A 17,962-nucleotide genomic window follows, 5' to 3' on the forward strand; every position below is an offset into this window, starting at 1 on the left:
TCGGTCACGTCACCCTGCAATGATGAGGGGATGATCGACACCGACGTTCTGGACACCGGTTTGGGCGACGCGGATGACGACGACTTCGACGAGACCGTCGAGGTCGACGATTCACAGCTGCCCGCCCACCGCTACATGGACCGCGAGCTCAGCTGGCTCGCCTTCAACCAGCGGGTGCTGGAGCTGGCCGAAGACCCGGCGCTCCCGGTGCTCGAACGCGCGAACTTCCTCGCGATCTTCGCCTCGAACCTCGACGAGTTCTTCATGGTGCGGGTCGCCGGGCTCAAGCGCCGCATCATGACCGGCCTCGCCGTGCCCACGAACGTCGGCCGCGCTCCGGCGGACGTGCTCGCCGACATCTCCGAGAGCGCGCACGCGCTGCAGCTGCGGCATGCCCGCGTGTGGCTCGACCTCGTGCAGCCGGCCCTCACCGACGCCGGCATCGAGGTGGTCACCTGGGCCGAGCTCTCCGACGACGAGCGCGCGTCGCTGTACGAGTACTTCCAGGCGCAGGTGTTCCCCGTGCTCATGCCGCTCGCGGTCGACCCGGCGCACCCGTTCCCGTACATCTCGGGGCTGTCGCTGAACCTCGCGATCCGCATCCGCAACGCCAAGACGGGGCGGCAGGAGTTCGCCCGCCTCAAGGTGCCGCCGATGCTCCCCCGCTTCGTCGAGGTGCCGGGCTCGTCGGCCTCTGGCCGCGCCCGCTACCTGCCGCTCGAGCAGCTCATCGCCCACCACCTCGGCGACCTGTTCCCCGGCATGGAGATCCTCGAACACCACACCTTCCGCCTCACGCGCAACGAGGACGTCGTGATCGAGGAGGACGAGACCGAGAACCTCATCCAGGCCCTCGAGGCCGAGCTGCTGCGCCGCCGGTTCGGCCCGCCGATCCGCCTCGAGGTGACCGAGGAGATGGACGACGTCACCCTCGATCTGCTGATCGACGAGCTCGAGGTCACCGCGCAGGAGGTCTACCGCCTCCCCGGGCCGCTCGACCTGCGGGGTCTGTTCGACCTCGCCAAGATCGATCGCCCCGAACTGCACTACCCCGCGCACGTGCCCGTGACCGCGACGGCCTTCCAGCCCGCCGAGCAGAACGGCCGCGCCGACCTGTTCGCCGCGATCCGCAAGGGCGACGTGCTCGTGCACCACCCCTACGAGTCGTTCACGACGAGCGTCGTCGCCTTCCTCGAGCAGGCGGCGCGCGACCCGCACGTGCTCGCCATCAAGCAGACCCTGTACCGCACCTCCGGCGACAGCCCGATCGTGCAGGCCCTCATCGACGCCGCCGAGCGCGGCAAGCAGGTGCTCGCCCTCGTCGAGGTGAAGGCGCGCTTCGACGAGGCCGCGAACATCGTCTGGGCCCGCAAGCTCGAGAAGGCCGGCGTCCACGTCGTCTACGGTCTCGTGGGCCTGAAGACCCACTGCAAGCTGTTGCACGTCATCCGCGAGGAAGACGGGATGCTCCGCAGCTACAGCCACATCGGCACGGGCAACTACAACCCGAAGACCAGCCGCCTCTATGAGGACTTCGGCCTCTTCACCGCCGACGAGCAGGTCGGCCGCGACCTCACCCGCCTGTTCAACGAGCTGTCCGGCTACGCGATCGAGAAGAAGTTCAAGCGGCTGCTCGTCGCGCCGCTGCACCTGCGCAAGGGCCTCCTCCGCCTCATCGAGAAGGAGCGCCGCAACGCCCTCGAGGGCAAGCCCGCGCACATCCGCATCAAGGTCAACTCGATGGTCGACGAGCAGATCATCGACGCCCTCTACCGCGCCAGCCAGGCCGGCGTGCGGGTGGATGTCTGGGTGCGCGGCATCTGCTCGCTGCGCCTCGGGCTCGAGGGGGTGAGCGAGAACATCACGGTGCGCTCGATCCTCGGGCGCTATCTCGAGCACTCGCGCATCTTCGCGTTCGCGAACGACGGCGACCCGCAGGTGTACATCGGCAGCGCCGACATGATGCACCGGAACCTCGACCGTCGCGTCGAGGCCCTCGTGCGGGTCGTCGCGCCCGCGCAGGTCAAGGAGCTCATCGACTTCTTCGACCTCGCCTTGAGCGACGGCACGAGCTCGTGGCGGCTGCAGCCCTCCGGCGACTGGGAGCGGCACTCGGTCGGCGCCGACGGCAAGCCGCTCATCGACCTGCAGGACCGCACCATGCTGCAGGTGCAGCGCCGCCGCCGCGGACGAGCGGTGCGATGACCGAGACCGCCGTCTACGCCGCCGGCGGGGTGGTGTGGCGCGTCGTCGCGGGAAAGCTCCACATCCTCGTCATCCACCGCACCGCGTACGCCGACGTCACGCTGCCCAAGGGCAAGGTCGATCCGGGTGAGGCGCTCGCCGAGACCGCCGTGCGCGAGATCTTCGAGGAGACCGGCATCCGCGTCGCCCTCGGCATCCCGGTGGGCGTCTCCCGCTACCGCATGCCGCGCGGCCGGCAGAAGATCGTGCACTACTGGGCCGCCGAGGCGACCGACGACGCGATCCGCGCCTCGGCGTTCGTGCCGAACAAGGAGATCGCCGCGATCGAGTGGGTCACGCCGCGCAAGGCGCTCGGCTACCTCTCCTACCCGGTCGACGTCGAGATCGTCGAGCAGTTCCTGCGGTACGTCGACGACGGCGTGCTCGAGACGTTCCCGATCGTCGTGATGCGCCACGCCAAGGCGCTGCCGCGCGACGACTGGAAGGACGCGGACGCCGCCCGGCCGCTGACCGCCCGCGGCACCCGGCAGGCCGCCGCCGCCGTCGGGCCGCTGCGCGCGTTCGGCATCCGCCGCATCGTCTCGAGCGACGCCGTGCGCTGCGTGACGACCGTCACCCCGCTCGCCGCGGCCCTCGGCCGCAAGGTTCACCGCACGCCGCTGCTCAGCCAGGATGCCTGGGAGGAGGGCACCTCAGACCCCCGCACGGTCATCGGGCAGCGCGTGCGCGCGCGCAAGCCCGCCGTGCTCTGCAGTCACGGACCGGTGCTGCCCAGCATCCTCAGCGAACTCGCCCTCGCCACCGGCACCATGCGCGGCTCCTACCTCGGCAGCGCGTCGACGCTCCAGCCGGGCGCCTTCTCGGTCGTGCACCTGTCGGCCACGAACCCCGGGTCGGGGATCGTCGCGATCGAGACGCACGAGCCCAAGCTCTGAGGCGCGGGGCCCGATCCCCGCCACCCCTTCGGTCGTTCACCTGCCGTTCACCGGCACAGCGCACGCTCTTAAGAGTCGGTGTCTACCGTCACGGACGTGCCCCGCACCGGGCCGACTATCCCTGACAACCCGAAGGATCTCACAGTGAAGCTCACCCGCATCGCCCAGCTGGGCGCTGTCGCCGCCGTCGCGGCCCTCACCCTCACCGCCTGCGCGGCGAACGAGGGCGGCTCCACCGCCCCCACTTCGTCCGAGTCTCAGGCCGCCGCCCTGAGCGGCAACCTGGTCGGCCAGGGCGCGTCGTCGCAGCAGGTCGCGATCCAGGCGTGGACCGCGGCGTTCAACCAGACCAACCCCGACGCGGTCGTCGAGTACGACCCGGCCGGCTCGGGCACGGGGCGCGAGTCGTTCCTCGCCGGTGCGGTGAACTTCGCCGGCTCCGACCGCGCGTTCAAGGTCGACGAGATCGCCAAGGGCGGCTTCGGCGCGTGCGCCGCCGACTCGGGCATCGTCGAGATCCCGGCCTACGTCTCGCCGATCGCGATCATCTTCAACGTCCCCGGCGTGAAGTCGCTGAACCTCGACGCGGCGACCGTGTCGGGCATCTTCGCCGGCACGATCACGAAGTGGAACGACCCGGCGATCGCGGCCGACAACAAGGACGCGACCCTCCCCGACCTCGCGATCAACCCCGTGCACCGCTCCGACAAGTCGGGCACCACGGCGAACTTCACCGACTACCTGTCGGCCAACGCGAAAGACGTCTGGACCTGGGGCTCGGTCGAGGAGTGGCCGGCGGGCGTCGTCGGTGAGGCCGCGGAGAAGACCTCGGGCGTCGTCGAGGCCGTCAAGGCCGGCGAGGGCTCGATCGGGTACGCCGACTCGTCGCAGGCCGCGGGCATCGCGTCGGTCAAGGTCAAGGTCGGCAGCGAGTTCGTCGAGCACTCCCCCGAGGGTGCCGCGATCGCCCTGGATGCCTCGAAGATCGAGGACGGCCGCACCGACGGCGACCTCGCCTTCGCGATCGACCGCACCACGACCGCCTCGGGCGCCTACCCGGTCTTCCTGGTGAGCTACCTCATCGGCTGCGAGCAGTACAAGGACGAGAACGTCGCCGCGCTGACGAAGGCGTTCTTCCAGACCGCCGTCAGCGAGGAGGGCCAGAGCTCGGCCGCGAAGAACGCCGGCAGCGCGCCGATCTCCGACGACCTGCGCACGCAGTCGCTCGCCGCGATCGACCTGATCAAGTGATCCCGTCCGGAGGGCTTCCCGGCGCCGCGGCGCCGGGGAGCCCTTCGGCCGCCACCCCGTCGATCCGACACCGACCGATCGACACCCCTCGATCCGACACCCGACAAGAGAGAGCGTGATGACTGCAGAACCCACCGCCACGGGAACGCCTCCCGCGCGGATCACGGCGAAGCAGCGCCCCGGCGATCTGTGGTTCTCCGGCACCGCGGTCTTCGCGGGGTCGATGATCGTCGTCACCCTCGCGGCGGTCGCGATCTTCCTGATCGTCCAGTCCCTCCCGGCGTTCAGCGCGAACGCCGACACCGCGTCGCTGCTCACGACGAACTTCTGGGACTACGTGCTGCCGCTCCTGTTCGGCACGATCTGGGCCGCGTTCCTCGCGCTCCTGGTCGCCGTGCCGCTCTCCCTCGGCATCGCCCTGTTCATCACCCACTACGCCCCGCGCCGGCTCGCGCAGACCCTCGGCTACCTCGTCGACCTGCTGGCCGCCGTCCCCTCGGTCGTCTACGGCCTCTGGGGCATCCTCGTCTTCGCACCGTCGGTCGTCCCCACCTACAAGTGGCTCAACGAGAACCTCGGCTGGATCCCGCTGTTCTCGGGCCAGGTGCTCAACTCGGGCCGCACGATCCTCACGGCGGCGCTGGTGCTCGCCGTCATGGTCGTGCCGATCATCACCGCGATCTGCCGCGAGATCTTCCTGCAGACCCCGACGCTGCACGAGGAGGCCGCCCTCGCCCTCGGCGCCACCCGCTGGGAGATGATCCGCATGGCGGTGCTCCCCTTCGGCCGCTCGGGCATCGTCTCGGCCTCGATGCTCGGCCTCGGCCGCGCGCTCGGCGAGACCATGGCCGTCGCCATGGTGCTCTCGGCCACGAACGTCGTGACCCTTCAGCTGCTGACCTCGCAGAACCCGTCGACGATCGCCGCGAACATCGCGCTCACCTTCCCCGAGGCCTACGCCCTCAACATCAACGTGCTGATCGCGACGGGTCTGATCCTGTTCGTCGTCACCTTCGCCGTCAACGCGGTGGCCCGCTGGATCGTCAGCCGCCGCAAGGAATTCTCGGGAGCGAACTGACATGACCACCGCGCCCGCGCCCGCACCGGTCCGTCCCGCCGCCAGAACCCACCAGACCCTCACCTCGGGCCACCTGCCGCGCTGGGCCCCGTGGGGCCTGCTCGCCGCCTCGCTCGTCGTCTTCGGCGCGATCTTCGCGGTGATCGCCGCCGCCTCCGGGGGCGAGTTCTCCGTCACCGGCTGGATCATCCTCTCCGTCGTCGCCTACCTCGTGCTGATCTACGCGATCTCGCGCATCGTCGAGGGCAGTCGCCGCGCGTTCGACCGGTTCATCACCGGCATCGTCTCCAGCGCCTTCGCGGTGGCGATGGTGCCGCTCGTCTCGGTCGCCTGGACGGTGATCTCGTACGGCATCGCCCGCTTCGACGGCACCTTCTTCTCCAGCTCGATGCGCGGCATCCTCGGCGAGGGCGGCGGCGCCGCGCACGCCATCTGGGGCACCGTGCTCATCACGGGCGCCGCCGCGATCATCTCGATCCCGATCGGCCTCATGACGGCGATCTACCTCATCGAGTACGGGCAGACCTCGCGCCTCGGCAAGGCGATCACCTTCCTCGTCGACGTGATGACGGGCATCCCGTCGATCGTCGCCGGTCTGTTCGCCTACGCCCTGTTCGCGCTCATCTTCGGTCCGGGCGTGCGCATGGGCTTCGCCGGAGCGATCGCGCTGTCGGTGCTCATGATCCCGGTCGTCGTGCGATCGAGCGAAGAGATGCTGCGGCTCGTGCCGAACGAGCTGCGCGAGGCATCCTATGCGCTCGGCGTCCCCAAGTGGCTGACGATCGTGAAGGTCGTGCTGCCCACCTCGATCGCCGGCATCATGACCGGTGTCATGCTCGCCATCGCCCGTGTGATCGGCGAGACGGCGCCGCTGCTGATCACGGCCGGCTTCACGGATGCCCTGAACATGAACCTGTTCGACGGGCGCATGCAGACCCTGCCGGTGTACATCTACTCGCAATACGCGTACAAGGGCATCCCGCCCGAGGCCTACGTCGATCGCGCCTGGGCCGCCGCGCTCACCCTCATCCTCATCGTCATGGCGCTGAACCTCGTCGCGCGCCTGGTGGCGAAGCTGTTCGCCCCGAAGACCGGCCGCTGAGCCCCGACCCCTCGGCCTCCCCGAAACACCGTTAGGAACCTCGTGTCCAAGAGCATCGAAGTCAACGACCTCAACGTCTACTACGGCGACTTCCTCGCCGTCGAGGGCGTGTCCCTCGAGATCCAGCCGCGCAGCGTCACCGCGTTCATCGGCCCGTCGGGCTGCGGCAAGTCGACGTTCCTGCGCACCCTCAACCGCATGCACGAGGTCATCCCCGGCGCGCGCGTCGAGGGCGAGGTGCTGCTCGACGGCGACGACCTGTACGCGCAGGGTGTTGACCCCGTGCTCGTGCGCCGCCAGGTGGGCATGGTCTTCCAGCGCCCGAACCCGTTCCCCACGATGTCGATCAAGGAGAATGTGCTGGCGGGCGTGAAGCTCAACAACAAGCGCATCTCGAAGTCCGACGCTGATGCGCTGGTCGAGCGATCGCTGAAGGGCGCGAACCTCTGGAACGAGGTCAAGGACCGCCTCGACAAGCCGGGGTCGGGCCTCTCCGGCGGCCAGCAGCAGCGTCTGTGCATCGCCCGCGCCATCGCGGTCTCGCCCGACGTGCTGCTGATGGACGAGCCGTGCTCGGCGCTCGACCCGATCTCGACGTTCGCGATCGAGGAGCTCATCCAGGAGCTCAAGCAGGAGTACACGATCGTGATCGTGACCCACAACATGCAGCAGGCCTCGCGCGTCAGCGACAAGACGGCGTTCTTCAACATCGCCGGCACCGGCAAGCCCGGCAAGCTCATCGAGTACAACACCACCGACGCGATCTTCACGACCCCGTCGGTGCAGGCGACCGAGGACTACGTCTCCGGCCGCTTCGGGTGACGCCCCGCGGGGCGCTGCTGCTGGCGGCGCCGCCGTCGCAACTGCAAGGGATCGTGCGCGACACGCCGTGACCGCGGCCGCCGCCCCGGCGTGTCGCTCCCGCGGCCTTGCAGTCCGGGTTTGTCCACAGGAGCAGAAAATCGTGGATCCATCCACATTCGCGGGTTCTCGACGCCCGCGGCGGGCGCGCACACGGCACCGTGGTCGGCATGTGTTCGTCCGCTCCCGGCATCTTCACCCCGGCGTCGCTGCGTCGGTGCGGAATCGGCCGTGCCGAGATGCGACGACAGGTGGATGCCGGGGCGCTCGCGCGTGCGCGACGGGGCGTCTACACGGCATCCGATGTCTGCTCCCCCGTCCGTCTCGCCGCCGCGCACGGCGGTCGCGTCGCGTGCATCACGGCGGCGCGGCACCTGGGCCTGTGGGTCCTCACGGACGACGTGCGTGCGCACGTCTGGCTCTGCGACGGGCAGCGTTCGTACCACCCGCCCGGGTGCGCGTGCGTGGAGCACTGGGAGGCGGGTCCGCTCGGGCCACCCGACGAGGCGCCGTCGGTGCCCCGCATCCTGCACCAGGTCTTCCGCTGTCACGGCGTGGAGGAGTTCTTCGTCGTGCTCGAATCGGCACGGCGACAGGGGCTCATCGACGCGCGCGGACTCCGCTGGCTGCGAGCCCGTGCGAACCGCGCGATGCGCGAAGCGCTCGCCCTCGCCCGTGACGACGCCGACAGCGGACTCGAGTCGCTGTTGCGCTGGCGGCTGCGGCGGCTCGGCCTTCGGGTGCGCACGCAGCGCCGGGTCGCGAGCGTCGGCCGCGTCGACGCCCTGATCGGCGACCGGCTGATCGTCGAGGCGGACGGCGCGCTCAACCACGACGGCGTCGCGCTGCGGCACAAAGACCTCGTGCGCGATGCGAACGCGGCGGCGTGGGGCTACGTCACGCTGCGGTTCGACTACGCGCTGATCGTGCACGACTGGGACCTCGTCGAGGCGGCCATCCTGGGCTCACTCGCCACCCTCGCGCCATGAGCTCGCGCCGCCCCCTCGCCCGCCCTCGCGCCGCCGCCCTCGCCCGCCCAGGCACGCGCCCGAACTGCAAGGCCGCGGCGACGACACGCCGGGCGCGGGGCCGCGGCGGCGGCGTGTCGCGCGCGATCCCTTGCAGTTCGGGCGGCGTGCGGGCAGCGCCGAGGAGGGGGTCAGTCGCGGGGGCTGAGGAGGTAGTCGTTGAGGGATGCCGTGAACGAGGCATCCACCGCGAGCGGCGCATCGTCGATCGCGACGAGCGGCGCGGCGAGGCGCACGCTCGAGACGAGCCAGGCCGCGTCGGCGGCGGGCAGCGTCTCGGCGGGGATGGTCTCGTAGCCGACCGTGAACCCCCGCGAGACGAGGTGCTCGAACAGGCTCAGCTGGGTCGTTCCGTGCAGGATGCCGGCGTTCGGGGCGGGCGTGATGAACGTGCTGCCGCGGCGGAGGATCAGCGACGCGGTCGGCGCCTCGAGCACGAATCCGTCGCTCGTCGTGAAGATCGCGTCGTCGGCGCCGCGCCGTTTCGCCTCGCGCAGCGCGGCCATGTTGACGGCGTACGACAGGGTCTTCGCGCCGAGGAGCAGCCACGGCGCGTGCGCGGGCGTCGCGAGAGAGTACCCGCGGTCGAGCGTGACGGCACGGATGCCCTCGGTGCGCGCCCGTGAGAAATCGGATGCCTCAGCCGCCGTCACCCACGCCGTCGGCGCCGGCCCATGCTCGACGCCGCGGCTGAGGATCAGCTTGATGACCGCCTCACCGGCGCCGCACCGCTCCGCGGCGAGAGCGACGGCCGCGCGCCACTGGGCGATATTGGGTTCCGGCAGGTCGCACAGCTGCGCGGAATGTGCGAGGCGCTCGAGGTGCGCGCTCACCTCCTGCGGATGCCCGTCGACGACGCCGATCGACTCGAAGATGCCGTCGCCGCGCTGGGTGCTGAGCTCCCCCACCGTGAGGGCGGGGGCGGCCGGGTCGAGCTCGGTGAAGGTGTCGAGATAGTCGGCGCGGTCGTCGCCGGATGCCACGGGGTCGATCATCAGTGCGAAGCGCCAAGCCATGCGCCGAGCCTACGCCGCGCGACGGGCAGCGATGAGCATCGGCGGGAACGCGCGGGAATGCCGGGCCGCGCCCCTCGGTTACACTGGATCAGCCGGGCCGCAGTAACCCCGGGCTCCATCTTTCGCCGCTATGAGCGGCCTCGCGCCGAGAGGCGTTCTGCGGCCCGGCACTTCTCTGCCCGGGCGCCGGGCCAGCGCCGAATCAGCGCCGCCGCGGACCCGCCGATCAGGGCCGCCGCCGCGCCGAACGCTCGTTGCCCCGCTTGTCGTTCCCGGTCGCCCGCGCCATCACCAGCTGCGGATCGCCGCGCTCGACTTCGGTGAGAAACCGGTCGGCGGCCGCGGCGCGGAGCGTCGTCGCGAGGCGCCCGTGGTGCCGGATGACCACCGCGCCGCCGCGCACCTCGTACTCGAATCCGTTCGGCACACCCGCCATCGCGTCCGCCGCGATTCAGGTCAGCGAATGGCGGCGCCACAGCCCCGCACACGTCGTGAGTTCGCCGGCGTAGGTGTCGAGTCGCAGCGCGCGCGTGGTGAGGGCCGCGGCGCGGTCGGGCTCGGCGGCGTCGTAGTCGTCGGCGAGGTCGGCGGCGCCGGCGGCCTCGACGCGGCAGAACGAGGCGGCCCGCTCGAGGGCGACGGCGAAGTCGCCGGTGAACACGCCGCGGAGGATCTCGTCGACGAGCGCCATCAGCTCTTCCGGGCCGGCCGGCGTCGGGGCTCCCGCGACGACGATGTCGACGCCGTGGCGCACGGTGCGGCCGCGTTCGTAGAGGAGCGCCGCCGTGCGCGCGTCGTCGCGCACCATCAGCTGCAGCAGGTACAGCCGCCACAGCGCGCCGGGCAGCGAGGATGCCGGTGAGTGCGACCACAGCTCGGCGAGGGTGTCGATGCCGTGCGTGTCGGTGAGCGTCACGAGGCGATCCACGACCTCGTCGGAGGGCTCGTCGCGCACCCGCGTCAGCAGAGCGAATGCCGTGGCGTGCGCCGCACGCGAGACCTCGGCCGGATCGGTGGAACCGTATCGACGGTCGAAGGTCGACGCCGGGCGCTGCACCGGGCGGTGGTATTCGCGGGGGGTCTCGCTCCGGTCATCGCTCACCCGACCAGGCTACCCGGGCCTCAGGCGGTCGGTATCGCGAACAGCGGGTCGGTCGTGGGGGCGCCGCCGGGCGCGCCGCCGGCGGGTTCGACGGTCACGGCGATGGTGTCGCCCGGCTCCATCGTGCCGGCGAGCTCCGCGGTCGCGGCGGTGCCGTCGGCGGCGAACGTGCCGGCAGAGATCGGCGCATCGCCGCGCACGTACCAGAGCTCGAACGTCCGGTCGGAGGGGAGCGTCGGCAGCCCCTCGGCGACGAGCACGACCTTGCCGACGCTCGGCGACCAGTGCACCGTCGCGGTGCCGCCCCCGAAGTCGGTCTGCGCGGCGGCGGCGTCGGGCGCGGCCTCGATCTGCTCGAGCGCGGTCACGGCCGTCGGCGTGCGCCACAGGTCGGCGATCGCCCCGGTCCCCCACCCGATGCCGACAAGCAGCGCGATCGAGGCGACGAGCGCGAATACCCCGCGACTCCAGTTGCGGCGCTGCACGGCCTGCACGACCTCCGTCGGCGGCGAGACGGGCTCCGTCCGCGGGGCGGGTTCGGCGGGTTCGGCGGGCCCGGCGGGCTCGGCCGCCTCAGCGTCCTCACCCGGCTCATCGACCTCCGAAACCTCCGCCGGGACGGATGCCACGGCGTCCATCGCCACCGTCGCTTCGGCATCGGCAGGCTGGCGCGATGTGGCATCCACGGCGCCCAGCGGCTCCACGCCGGGCGCAGCGCCCGCCGGCTCGACCGCGATCGCGCGCAGCAGCGCGGAGCGGGCGCCAAGCGGCGGCGACACAGGCGCGGCCCCTTCGGCGAGCGCCGCGGCCGTCTCCGCATCGGCCTCGACGATGCCGCGCCACTCGGGGTGCGCGGCCAAGGCATCCTGGTAGGCCTGCTCGTCCTCCGGCGAGAGCGCAGCGACGGCGTGACCGGCCGACAGCTCGGCGAACTCGTGCACGTTCATCTCGTCACCCCATCTCGTTGCGCAGGCGCGACAGCCCGTCGCGCATCCTCGTCTTGATCGTCCCCAGCGTGGCTCCGGTGAGCACCGCGATCTCGCTCTGACTGTAACCGCCGAAAGAGGCGAGGGTCAGCGCTTCGCGCTGCGCATCGGGCAGCGCATCGAGCGCCCGCGCCACGCGCCTGCTCTCGATGCGCAGCTCGACCTGCTCGTCGACCGCCGCCGGCGGGCTGTGCAGTTCACGCAGCCCCGCCCGCTCGTCGCGATCGGCGCTGGACTGCGCCCATCTCACGCGGTCGACGGCCCGTCGATGCGCGATCGTCATCACCCACGTCCTCCCCTGCACCTTATTCGGAGCGAAGGACGCAGCGGATTGCCAGATCTCCAGAAACACCTCTTGCAGCACTTCTTCGCACTGCGCGCGATTGACGAGCACGCGCAGGATCAGGCCGAACACGGGCGCGGAGAGCAGATCGTAGAGCTGCGCGAACGAGCCCTCGTCGCGCACGGCGATACGGCCGAGGAGCTCGGCGACGTGATCACGCGCCGGCGAATCCTCCGGCACGTCCACGCCGTCGATCACCATCTCCCACAGCATGCCTCATCCCGCCCGTTCTCGCCGTATCGGCGCCGACCCCCTTGCTCACCCGAAGGTGAACGAGTAGACCTCGACGCCCGGGTCGACGTCGACGGTGACGACCCCGGTCTGCAGGGAGTCCGTGCGCGCGATCTCGTACGAGCGGGGCGTTCCCGTCACGTCGAGGGTCGTCTCGGTGCCGTCGGCGGCGCGCACGCGCACGCTCCCTTCCCCGGCGAGCACCATGCGCACCTCGGCCGCGTGATAGTCGAGGCGGATGCCCGCGGGTTCAGGCCCCGTCGGGGTCGCGAACTGGGTCTCGACGGTCCACGCGCCGTCCAGCGCGAACGTGTCGGCGGCCTGATCCGTGGGGTAGGCGAAGGTGCCGGGCCCCGCGCGGTAGGGATCGGGGCCGGCGAAGTTGACGTCCTTCGACGAACCGAGGAACGTCTCGCGGGTCGTCGACCCGGCGTCGGGGGTGTCGTCGGCGACCTCGGTCGGGGCCGGGAGTGCGACACCGGGGTCGGGGTCCTCGATGCCGAAGTCCCGCGCGCCGGCGGCGACGTTCGAGGCATCCTTCTCGAACGCGTACTCCGGGGAATGGATGCCGATGACCTGCAGCCCGGCGTCGCGGTAGGCCTTGTCCCACGCGACGACATGCGGGATCGAGCGCTGGCAGTTGATGCACGAGTAGGCCCAGAAGTCGATCAGCACGACCTTGCCGCGCAGCTGCGCGAGGTCGATGCCGGCACCGTCCGGCGTGTTGAGCCAGGAGGAGATGCCGCGGATCGCGGGCGCCGTGCCGCACGACTGCAGCTCGTCGGCGCCGTTCGTGCAGTTGTCGAGGTCGCGGTTCTCGTCGGTGACGAGGCCGCCGAGCCCGAGCGCCTGCGCCGCCTGATCGTTGTCGGTGAGGTCGCGCTGCAGGGCGGCGGTGTAGTCGGGCACGAGCCGCTGCAGCTGCTGCGGCACGTTGAACACGAGTCCGACGGCGAGGGCGAGCATCGCGACGCCGGCCGCGATGCGCAGGCCCCGCTCGCGGGTGCGGAACGCGCGGATGCGCTCGACCACGCCGCGCCCGGCGAGGGCGAAGGCGAGGAGCGGCACGGCGACGCCGACCGCGAACGATGCCGTCAGCAGCACGGTGTCGAGGCCGATCCGCCCCGTCGCACCGGCGACGATGATCGCGGCGAGGACCGGGCCCGCGCACGGCACGAACACCGCGCCGAGCGCGAGCCCGACGCCGAAGCCGCTCCCCCCGTTGGCGACCTCGCGGCGCGGGATCCACTGGAACGGCTTCTCGAGCAGCTGCTCGAACCGCGGCACCATCAGTCCGCTGCCGATGAGCACGAGCACGGCGATCCCCACCCAGCGGATGACGTCCTGGGGCAGGTGGAGCAGCCCGAGCAGGAGGGATCCGGCGAGGGTGACGACCGTGAAGCTCGTGATGAGACCGGCGATCCTGAGGTACGGCCGGCTGCGGCGCGCCGGAATGGTGCGGGATGCCCCGGGCTCGGCTTCGTACCGCGCCGACTGGGCGCCGCCGGTGAGGAAGATGACCGGCAGCACCGGCAGCACCGGCAGGATGCACGGCGAGATGCCGGTGATCAGCCCGCCCAGCAGGCCGATGATGATGAGGTCCATGGACTCCCCGTCTCTGTCGGGGATGGTTCGACGCCGGGCGGGTTTCGGATTGGCCGGCATCCGATCCGTCGCGGCATCCAATCCGATGCGTGCATCACTCCGAACCACCCTCGAGCCCGCGCTCCCGCGGTCTCCGATCACTCCGATCGACCGCGATGAACCTCGATCAACGGAGGGCATCATGCTCAGCACCAAGAAGAAGATCACCGCAGCTCTGACTCTGACCATCGCCGGAGCCTTCGCCCTGTCGGCGTGTTCGATGGGCTCGTCGACCCCGGCCGAGTCGTCGCCGGCGGCGATGGAGGAGCAGACCCCGTCGGCCACGCCCGACGCGATGACGAACGACGCCGCGTCGAACCCCGTCGGTCCGGGCTGCGCCGCCTATGCCGACGCGGTGCCCTCGGGCGCCGGGTCGATCCAGGGCATGTCGCAGGACCCGGTGGCTGTCGCAGCATCCAACAACCCCATGCTCACCACGCTGACCGCCGCCGTCAGCGGGCAGCTGAACCCCGATGTGAACCTGGTCGACACCCTCAACGGCGGGGAGTTCACGGTGTTCGCGCCGGTGGACGACGCGTTCGCGAAGGTCGACTCGGCGACGATCGACACTCTGAAGACCGACAGCGCGCTGTTGACGAAGGTGCTCACCTACCACGTGGTGCCGGGCCAGATCGAGCCGTCGGACATCGCCGGCATGCACAAGACCGTCGAGGGCGGCGAGGTCGACGTGACCGGCTCGGGCGATGACTGGATGGTCAACAACGCCAAGGTGATCTGCGGCGGCGTGCAGACCGCCAATGCGACCGTGTACCTGATCGACACGGCGCTCATGCCGACCGACTGATCGCGGTCGATCCGGCTTCGAGCGAGCGGCCGCCGGCGCGGGGAGCGCCGGCGGCCGTGCTCGTCCGTCCGCCCCGTCGCGGCCCGGTACGCTGGAGGCATCAGGGCCTCTAGCTCAGTCGGTAGAGCATCGGACTTTTAATCCGCGGGTCGTGGGTTCGAGCCCCACGGGGCCCACGTAAAGTTGAACGTTCGAACCTTGCCCCGCTTGATCGCGGGGCAAGGTTCTTTCGTTGTGTGGCCTGGGGATGGCGGCGAGGATCGTCGCGATCGTCTGGGCTGGTTCGAGGGCGGCTTGGTCGTCGTCATCGATGGTGATGCGGTCGAACAGTGCCCGGTTGAGCATCCGCCGTTCGGCGGGTTCGGCCTTCGCGTACACGTCGCCGATGTCGGTGAGGAGACCGAGGATCGCGTCGAGCCCGACCTTCGCGTTGTCGTAGGTCGATGTGAGGGTGTCGAGCCGGCCGGTGATGGCGTGGAGGCTCGCGCGGATGCGGTCCTGTTCGGTTTTGAGGAGGTCGATGGGGATCGCGTCGGCGTAGTGGGCTTGGAGGACCTTGACCTGTTCGGCTTCGAGCTTGATCTTCTGTCCTTCGAGGAGGGTCCGTTCATCGCTGGTTGACTCGGCGAGGGCGTCGAACACCTGCCCGAGGACGGCCTGGATCTGTCCGGCCTCGTCCTCGGTGACGGAGACGTGCTGGTAGCGGGTCTCGATGCTCTGCTCGACGCGGTGGACGAGGGCGGCGGTGCGCTGGCAGTCGTTGCGCTTGAACCGGCGGCCGGTGCAGGTGAAGTAGTCGTAGGCGACGCCCTGGTGGTTGCGGGGCCGTTCGAACATGAGCTTCTTTCCGCAGCCGCAGTAGATCGAGCCTTTGAGGTAGTGGTCGTACTTCTGCGGCTTGTCGCCGGTGACGTGGTTCTGCTGGAGGATCGTCTGCACCTGCTCGAACGTCTCCGGGGTCACGAGTGGCTGATGGGTGCCGGGGTAGGTGACCTCGCGGAACGTGACGATGCCCTGGTAGTAGGGGTTCGTGAGGATCTTGTGCAGCCCCGTGGTCGTGACCGGCTTCGCGGGGAACGTCGGTGTGGGCCGGGTGACAAGGCCGCGGGTCTCTAGCTCGCGGGCGAGCTTGGAGACGGACCAGTCGCCGGTGGCGTAGGCGGTGAACGCGAACCGGATCAGGTCGGCCCGGTCGGGATCGAGTTGCACGTCGCGCACTTCGTGCCCGTTCGCATCGGTGAGGCGGACGTTGAGGTAGCCGATGGGTGCCTTGTGCGGGGTGCCGCCGATGGACGCTTTCTGCACGAGCCCCTTGGTGACCTCTTGGGCGAGGTTCAGGGAGTAGAACTCCGCGATCGAGGCCATGATGCCGTGCATGAGCATCCCGGAGGGCGTCTCATCAATGTTCTCCATCACCGAGACCAGGGTGACCCCGGCCTGGCGCAGCGTGGCGTGGATGATCGCGTCATCGAGCCGGTTCCGGGCGATCCGGTCGACCTTGTTGATGATGCAGTACCTGACGGGATGCTCAGCGAGGTAGTCCAGCATCTCCTGGAGGGCTTTGCGGCGAGCGGTCTTGCCGGACTCGCCGGGCTCGATGAACTCTTTGACGATGACCGCACCGAGCTGCTCGGCCTTGCGCTGCGCGGCCTCGCGCTGCGCAGGGATGGACAGACCCTCTTCGAGGCCGTTGCGGGTGGCCTGGTCCTTGGTGGAGACCCGCAGGTAGGAGATCGCCGGCACCTTCCCATCGGGAAGGGTGACATCGAGGGCCTGGGTCGCGGGGCCGGCGAGGGAACGCAGGGCGCTGAGGTCGAGGCCGGCAGGAAGGTCGAGGAGCGTCATGGTCGTGACTGCCTTTCGGGCGCTCACCCATTCCCCAGTAGGGATGGGTGCGGGCGCCGTTGGGCTGTCACGACACAGATGGGGAGGCCTGCCGAACCGCGACGGGTTCGGGCAACAAAGGGGTAAGCCGGTAGCGCCCTGATGGACGTACTACGTACCAGGGATTCTACCGCTCGCTGCTCAGCAGCGCCCGGAGTCGGTTGCCGGCCTGCCCGGCCTTCGTTCCCGTGCCGGCTTCTCGCAGGGCGACGCGGATGAGGACTTCGGCGACCTTCTCCACGTCGATCTGCTCGCGCCGGGTGAAGGTGACGCGCAGGTTCCGGTCTGCGGAGGGCCGCTGGGTCTTGCGTTGATAATTCCGCACCACCGCTCTTCACCTGCCGTCGTCGCCGGCATCGGAGCGGGTGGCGTCATCGAGGCGGGCGAAGACGGCGTCTTCGGCGGCCTTGCGGCGGGCGACCTGCTCGATCACGAACGCCACGAAGTCCGCGCGTCGGTCGGTGATCGGGGTGTCCTCGACCGGCGGGGCGGGTGGTTCGCCGGGCCACGCGGTCTGCCGGGAGGGCCGGTCGCGGTCCAGGCGGGTCCCGGAGGCGGCCACCCAGTCGCGGAGGCGCTGGCGGGCGGCGGCGAAGTCGCGGTGCCAGCCGATCGCGGCGGACGCGTTCTGTTCCGGGTCGTAGGCACCGAGCCAGTGCAGGTGCAGCGCGCTGAGCTCCCATTGCAGTTCGGAATGCCGGTGCCAGTACGGCGGGATCACCGACGCGGGCAGCGCGTAGGTGTGGCGGAGCCATTCGACCCAGCGGTTGAGGGCGAGCCATTCCTGTTCCAGGTCGTGGGAGAGCAGCAGGTTCCAGTTCACCGGCCGCGGCGGCCCCGGAATGTCATCGTCAGGGTCGAGCCGACCGAAGTCCTCCTCCTCCCATTCCTCGGGTTCGGAACCCATGTCGTCGGGCGGGAGCGTGGCGTCGTCGTTCATCATGCTTCGCCCCTCTCACATGGCCCGTGCGGGCTGCTCGTGCTCGGGCTGGTCCTGCACGGGCGGCTCGAACGCGACCTCACGCGCCGGTCGTTGACGGTCCGGGGACTCCATCTGGGAGCGGCGACGCGGGGTGCCGACCTCGGTGTTCATGCGGGCGAGGTCGTGTCCGAACCGGCTTGCGATGAACTCCGTCGATTCGACGCCGGTGTTGGGGTTCGTGCTTGTCTGGGTGCGGCCGATCGCGAGGAACCAGTCGCCCTTGGCGAGCTTCACTTCGCCGCTCTCGGCAGCGCCTCGGAACGCCACCACATCGTGGAAGGTCGTGGGGAGCTTGATCCGGGACCCGTCGGCTGCGAAGTCGTGGTGCTCTTGCCCGGCCTTGAAGTACAGACGTTTCTTGCCCTCGCTGCCTGACGGCTGCGGGTCGGAAGCGACGAACCCGTAGAAGGCTGTATCCAGTTCCGGGTCCGGGTCGCGTGGCTGCTCGTTCATCGTGTGCTCCTGACGGTCTGCTCAGGCGGCCACCACTCGTCGGGGCCGCTGCGGCA

At 70.2% G+C, this 17,962-nt stretch carries 18 protein-coding genes, 1 tRNA gene and 1 pseudogene; 10 read left to right on the plus strand and 10 right to left on the minus strand.

The window, feature by feature from the left end; translation table 11 throughout:
• The first annotated feature begins 30 nt into the window (after positions 1-30).
• The 7 genes from FHX68_RS06360 to FHX68_RS06390 all read left to right on the plus strand — a co-directional run bounded on the left by FHX68_RS06360 (position 31) and on the right by FHX68_RS06390 (position 8,421).
• The gene (locus FHX68_RS06360; RefSeq protein ID WP_141380495.1) at positions 31-2,205 is read left to right on the plus strand and encodes an RNA degradosome polyphosphate kinase; all 2,175 of its coding nucleotides are present in this window, start codon (positions 31-33) and stop codon (positions 2,203-2,205) included.
• Positions 2,202-3,140 carry an NUDIX hydrolase gene (locus tag FHX68_RS06365; protein WP_141380496.1) on the plus strand — a complete coding sequence of 313 codons (939 nt, stop codon included), beginning with the start codon at positions 2,202-2,204 and terminating at the stop codon, positions 3,138-3,140. Before FHX68_RS06360 ends, FHX68_RS06365 begins: the two co-directional genes overlap by 4 nt.
• A 144-nt stretch (positions 3,141-3,284) precedes the next feature.
• A complete protein-coding gene (gene pstS, locus FHX68_RS06370; RefSeq protein WP_141380497.1) occupies positions 3,285-4,391 on the plus strand; it encodes a phosphate ABC transporter substrate-binding protein PstS in 1,107 nt (368 codons plus the stop codon).
• A gap of 118 nt (positions 4,392-4,509) precedes the next feature.
• Complete coding sequence (gene pstC / locus FHX68_RS06375) at positions 4,510-5,469, plus strand: phosphate ABC transporter permease subunit PstC (RefSeq protein WP_141380498.1); 960 nt, start codon at positions 4,510-4,512, stop codon at positions 5,467-5,469.
• Position 5,470: 1 nt separating this feature from the next.
• The gene (gene pstA, locus FHX68_RS06380) at positions 5,471-6,571 is read left to right on the plus strand and encodes a phosphate ABC transporter permease PstA (RefSeq protein ID WP_141380499.1); all 1,101 of its coding nucleotides are present in this window, start codon (positions 5,471-5,473) and stop codon (positions 6,569-6,571) included.
• Positions 6,572-6,613: 42 nt separating this feature from the next.
• Entirely contained in the window at positions 6,614-7,393 is a 780-nt protein-coding gene (gene pstB, locus FHX68_RS06385; protein ID WP_141380500.1) for a phosphate ABC transporter ATP-binding protein PstB, read from the plus strand.
• Positions 7,394-7,602: 209 nt separating this feature from the next.
• Complete coding sequence (locus tag FHX68_RS06390; protein WP_141380501.1) at positions 7,603-8,421, plus strand: type IV toxin-antitoxin system AbiEi family antitoxin domain-containing protein; 819 nt, start codon at positions 7,603-7,605, stop codon at positions 8,419-8,421.
• A 170-nt stretch (positions 8,422-8,591) separates the two neighbouring features.
• Here the strand turns inward: FHX68_RS06390 and FHX68_RS06395 are convergent, their stop codons facing one another.
• The 6 genes from FHX68_RS06395 to FHX68_RS06420 form a co-directional block, all read right to left on the minus strand.
• Complete coding sequence (locus tag FHX68_RS06395; RefSeq protein ID WP_141380502.1) at positions 8,592-9,476, minus strand: aminodeoxychorismate lyase; 885 nt, start codon at positions 9,474-9,476, stop codon at positions 8,592-8,594.
• Positions 9,477-9,702: 226 nt separating this feature from the next.
• Positions 9,703-9,912 carry a hypothetical protein gene (locus tag FHX68_RS06400; protein WP_141380503.1) on the minus strand — a complete coding sequence of 70 codons (210 nt, stop codon included), beginning with the start codon at positions 9,910-9,912 and terminating at the stop codon, positions 9,703-9,705.
• Positions 9,913-9,927: 15 nt separating this feature from the next.
• Positions 9,928-10,578 carry a DNA-directed RNA polymerase subunit beta gene (locus tag FHX68_RS06405; protein ID WP_141380504.1) on the minus strand — a complete coding sequence of 217 codons (651 nt, stop codon included), beginning with the start codon at positions 10,576-10,578 and terminating at the stop codon, positions 9,928-9,930.
• Positions 10,579-10,598: 20 nt separating this feature from the next.
• Positions 10,599-11,525 carry an anti-sigma factor gene (locus FHX68_RS06410; protein WP_141380505.1) on the minus strand — a complete coding sequence of 309 codons (927 nt, stop codon included), beginning with the start codon at positions 11,523-11,525 and terminating at the stop codon, positions 10,599-10,601.
• A 4-nt stretch (positions 11,526-11,529) separates the two neighbouring features.
• Positions 11,530-12,120 carry a sigma-70 family RNA polymerase sigma factor gene (locus FHX68_RS06415; RefSeq protein WP_141380506.1) on the minus strand — a complete coding sequence of 197 codons (591 nt, stop codon included), beginning with the start codon at positions 12,118-12,120 and terminating at the stop codon, positions 11,530-11,532.
• Positions 12,121-12,165: 45 nt separating this feature from the next.
• A complete protein-coding gene (locus FHX68_RS06420) occupies positions 12,166-13,743 on the minus strand; it encodes a cytochrome c biogenesis protein CcdA (protein WP_141380507.1) in 1,578 nt (525 codons plus the stop codon).
• A 181-nt stretch (positions 13,744-13,924) separates the two neighbouring features.
• On the opposite strand from FHX68_RS06420, the gene FHX68_RS06425 reads away from it, so the two are divergent.
• The 3 genes from FHX68_RS06425 (at position 13,925) to FHX68_RS06435 (ending at position 15,208) form a co-directional block, all read left to right on the plus strand.
• Positions 13,925-14,587 (plus strand): fasciclin domain-containing protein, encoded by a 663-nt coding sequence (locus FHX68_RS06425; RefSeq protein WP_141380508.1) that lies wholly within the window; start codon positions 13,925-13,927, stop codon positions 14,585-14,587.
• Between the two features lie 103 nt (positions 14,588-14,690).
• Positions 14,691-14,763 (plus strand) — tRNA-Lys (locus FHX68_RS06430).
• Between the two features lie 118 nt (positions 14,764-14,881).
• Complete coding sequence (locus FHX68_RS06435; RefSeq protein WP_141920015.1) at positions 14,882-15,208, plus strand: hypothetical protein; 327 nt, start codon at positions 14,882-14,884, stop codon at positions 15,206-15,208.
• 354 nt (positions 15,209-15,562) lie between these two features.
• Here the strand turns inward: FHX68_RS06435 and FHX68_RS16325 are convergent.
• The 4 genes and pseudogenes from FHX68_RS16325 to FHX68_RS06455 all read right to left on the minus strand — a co-directional run.
• A pseudogene (locus FHX68_RS16325) lies at positions 15,563-16,432 on the minus strand (recombinase family protein); the annotation flags it as partial.
• A gap of 166 nt (positions 16,433-16,598) precedes the next feature.
• The gene (locus tag FHX68_RS06445) at positions 16,599-16,796 is read right to left on the minus strand and encodes a hypothetical protein (protein WP_211345062.1); all 198 of its coding nucleotides are present in this window, start codon (positions 16,794-16,796) and stop codon (positions 16,599-16,601) included.
• A 9-nt stretch (positions 16,797-16,805) separates the two neighbouring features.
• Positions 16,806-17,411, minus strand: a complete 606-nt coding sequence (locus FHX68_RS06450; RefSeq protein ID WP_211345056.1) for a hypothetical protein — start codon at positions 17,409-17,411, stop codon at positions 16,806-16,808.
• 15 nt (positions 17,412-17,426) lie between these two features.
• Entirely contained in the window at positions 17,427-17,906 is a 480-nt protein-coding gene (locus tag FHX68_RS06455) for a single-stranded DNA-binding protein (RefSeq protein ID WP_141381591.1), read from the minus strand.
• Positions 17,907-17,962: the final 56 nt, after the last annotated feature.

Source organism: Microbacterium lacticum, from assembly GCF_006716815.1.
Taxonomy (GTDB): domain Bacteria; phylum Actinomycetota; class Actinomycetes; order Actinomycetales; family Microbacteriaceae; genus Microbacterium; species Microbacterium lacticum.

What these genes read in the sequence shown, in the direction of transcription:
- FHX68_RS06455 (WP_141381591.1), bottom strand. Translation starts at nt 17,906, where the DNA reads ATGAACGAGCAGCCACGCGACCCGGACCCGGAACTGGATACAGCCTTC.
- FHX68_RS06410 (WP_141380505.1), bottom strand. Translation starts at nt 11,525, where the DNA reads ATGAACGTGCACGAGTTCGCCGAGCTGTCGGCCGGTCACGCCGTCGCT.
- FHX68_RS06425 (WP_141380508.1), top strand. Translation starts at nt 13,925, where the DNA reads ATGCTCAGCACCAAGAAGAAGATCACCGCAGCTCTGACTCTGACCATC.
- FHX68_RS06450 (WP_211345056.1), bottom strand. Translation starts at nt 17,411, where the DNA reads ATGAACGACGACGCCACGCTCCCGCCCGACGACATGGGTTCCGAACCC.
- pstA (WP_141380499.1), top strand. Translation starts at nt 5,471, where the DNA reads ATGACCACCGCGCCCGCGCCCGCACCGGTCCGTCCCGCCGCCAGAACC.
- FHX68_RS06415 (WP_141380506.1), bottom strand. Translation starts at nt 12,120, where the DNA reads ATGCTGTGGGAGATGGTGATCGACGGCGTGGACGTGCCGGAGGATTCG.
- FHX68_RS06390 (WP_141380501.1), top strand. Translation starts at nt 7,603, where the DNA reads ATGTGTTCGTCCGCTCCCGGCATCTTCACCCCGGCGTCGCTGCGTCGG.
- FHX68_RS06400 (WP_141380503.1), bottom strand. Translation starts at nt 9,912, where the DNA reads ATGGCGGGTGTGCCGAACGGATTCGAGTACGAGGTGCGCGGCGGCGCG.
- FHX68_RS06360 (WP_141380495.1), top strand. Translation starts at nt 31, where the DNA reads ATGATCGACACCGACGTTCTGGACACCGGTTTGGGCGACGCGGATGAC.
- pstC (WP_141380498.1), top strand. Translation starts at nt 4,510, where the DNA reads ATGACTGCAGAACCCACCGCCACGGGAACGCCTCCCGCGCGGATCACG.
- FHX68_RS06365 (WP_141380496.1), top strand. Translation starts at nt 2,202, where the DNA reads ATGACCGAGACCGCCGTCTACGCCGCCGGCGGGGTGGTGTGGCGCGTC.
- FHX68_RS06395 (WP_141380502.1), bottom strand. Translation starts at nt 9,476, where the DNA reads ATGGCTTGGCGCTTCGCACTGATGATCGACCCCGTGGCATCCGGCGAC.
- FHX68_RS06420 (WP_141380507.1), bottom strand. Translation starts at nt 13,743, where the DNA reads ATGGACCTCATCATCATCGGCCTGCTGGGCGGGCTGATCACCGGCATC.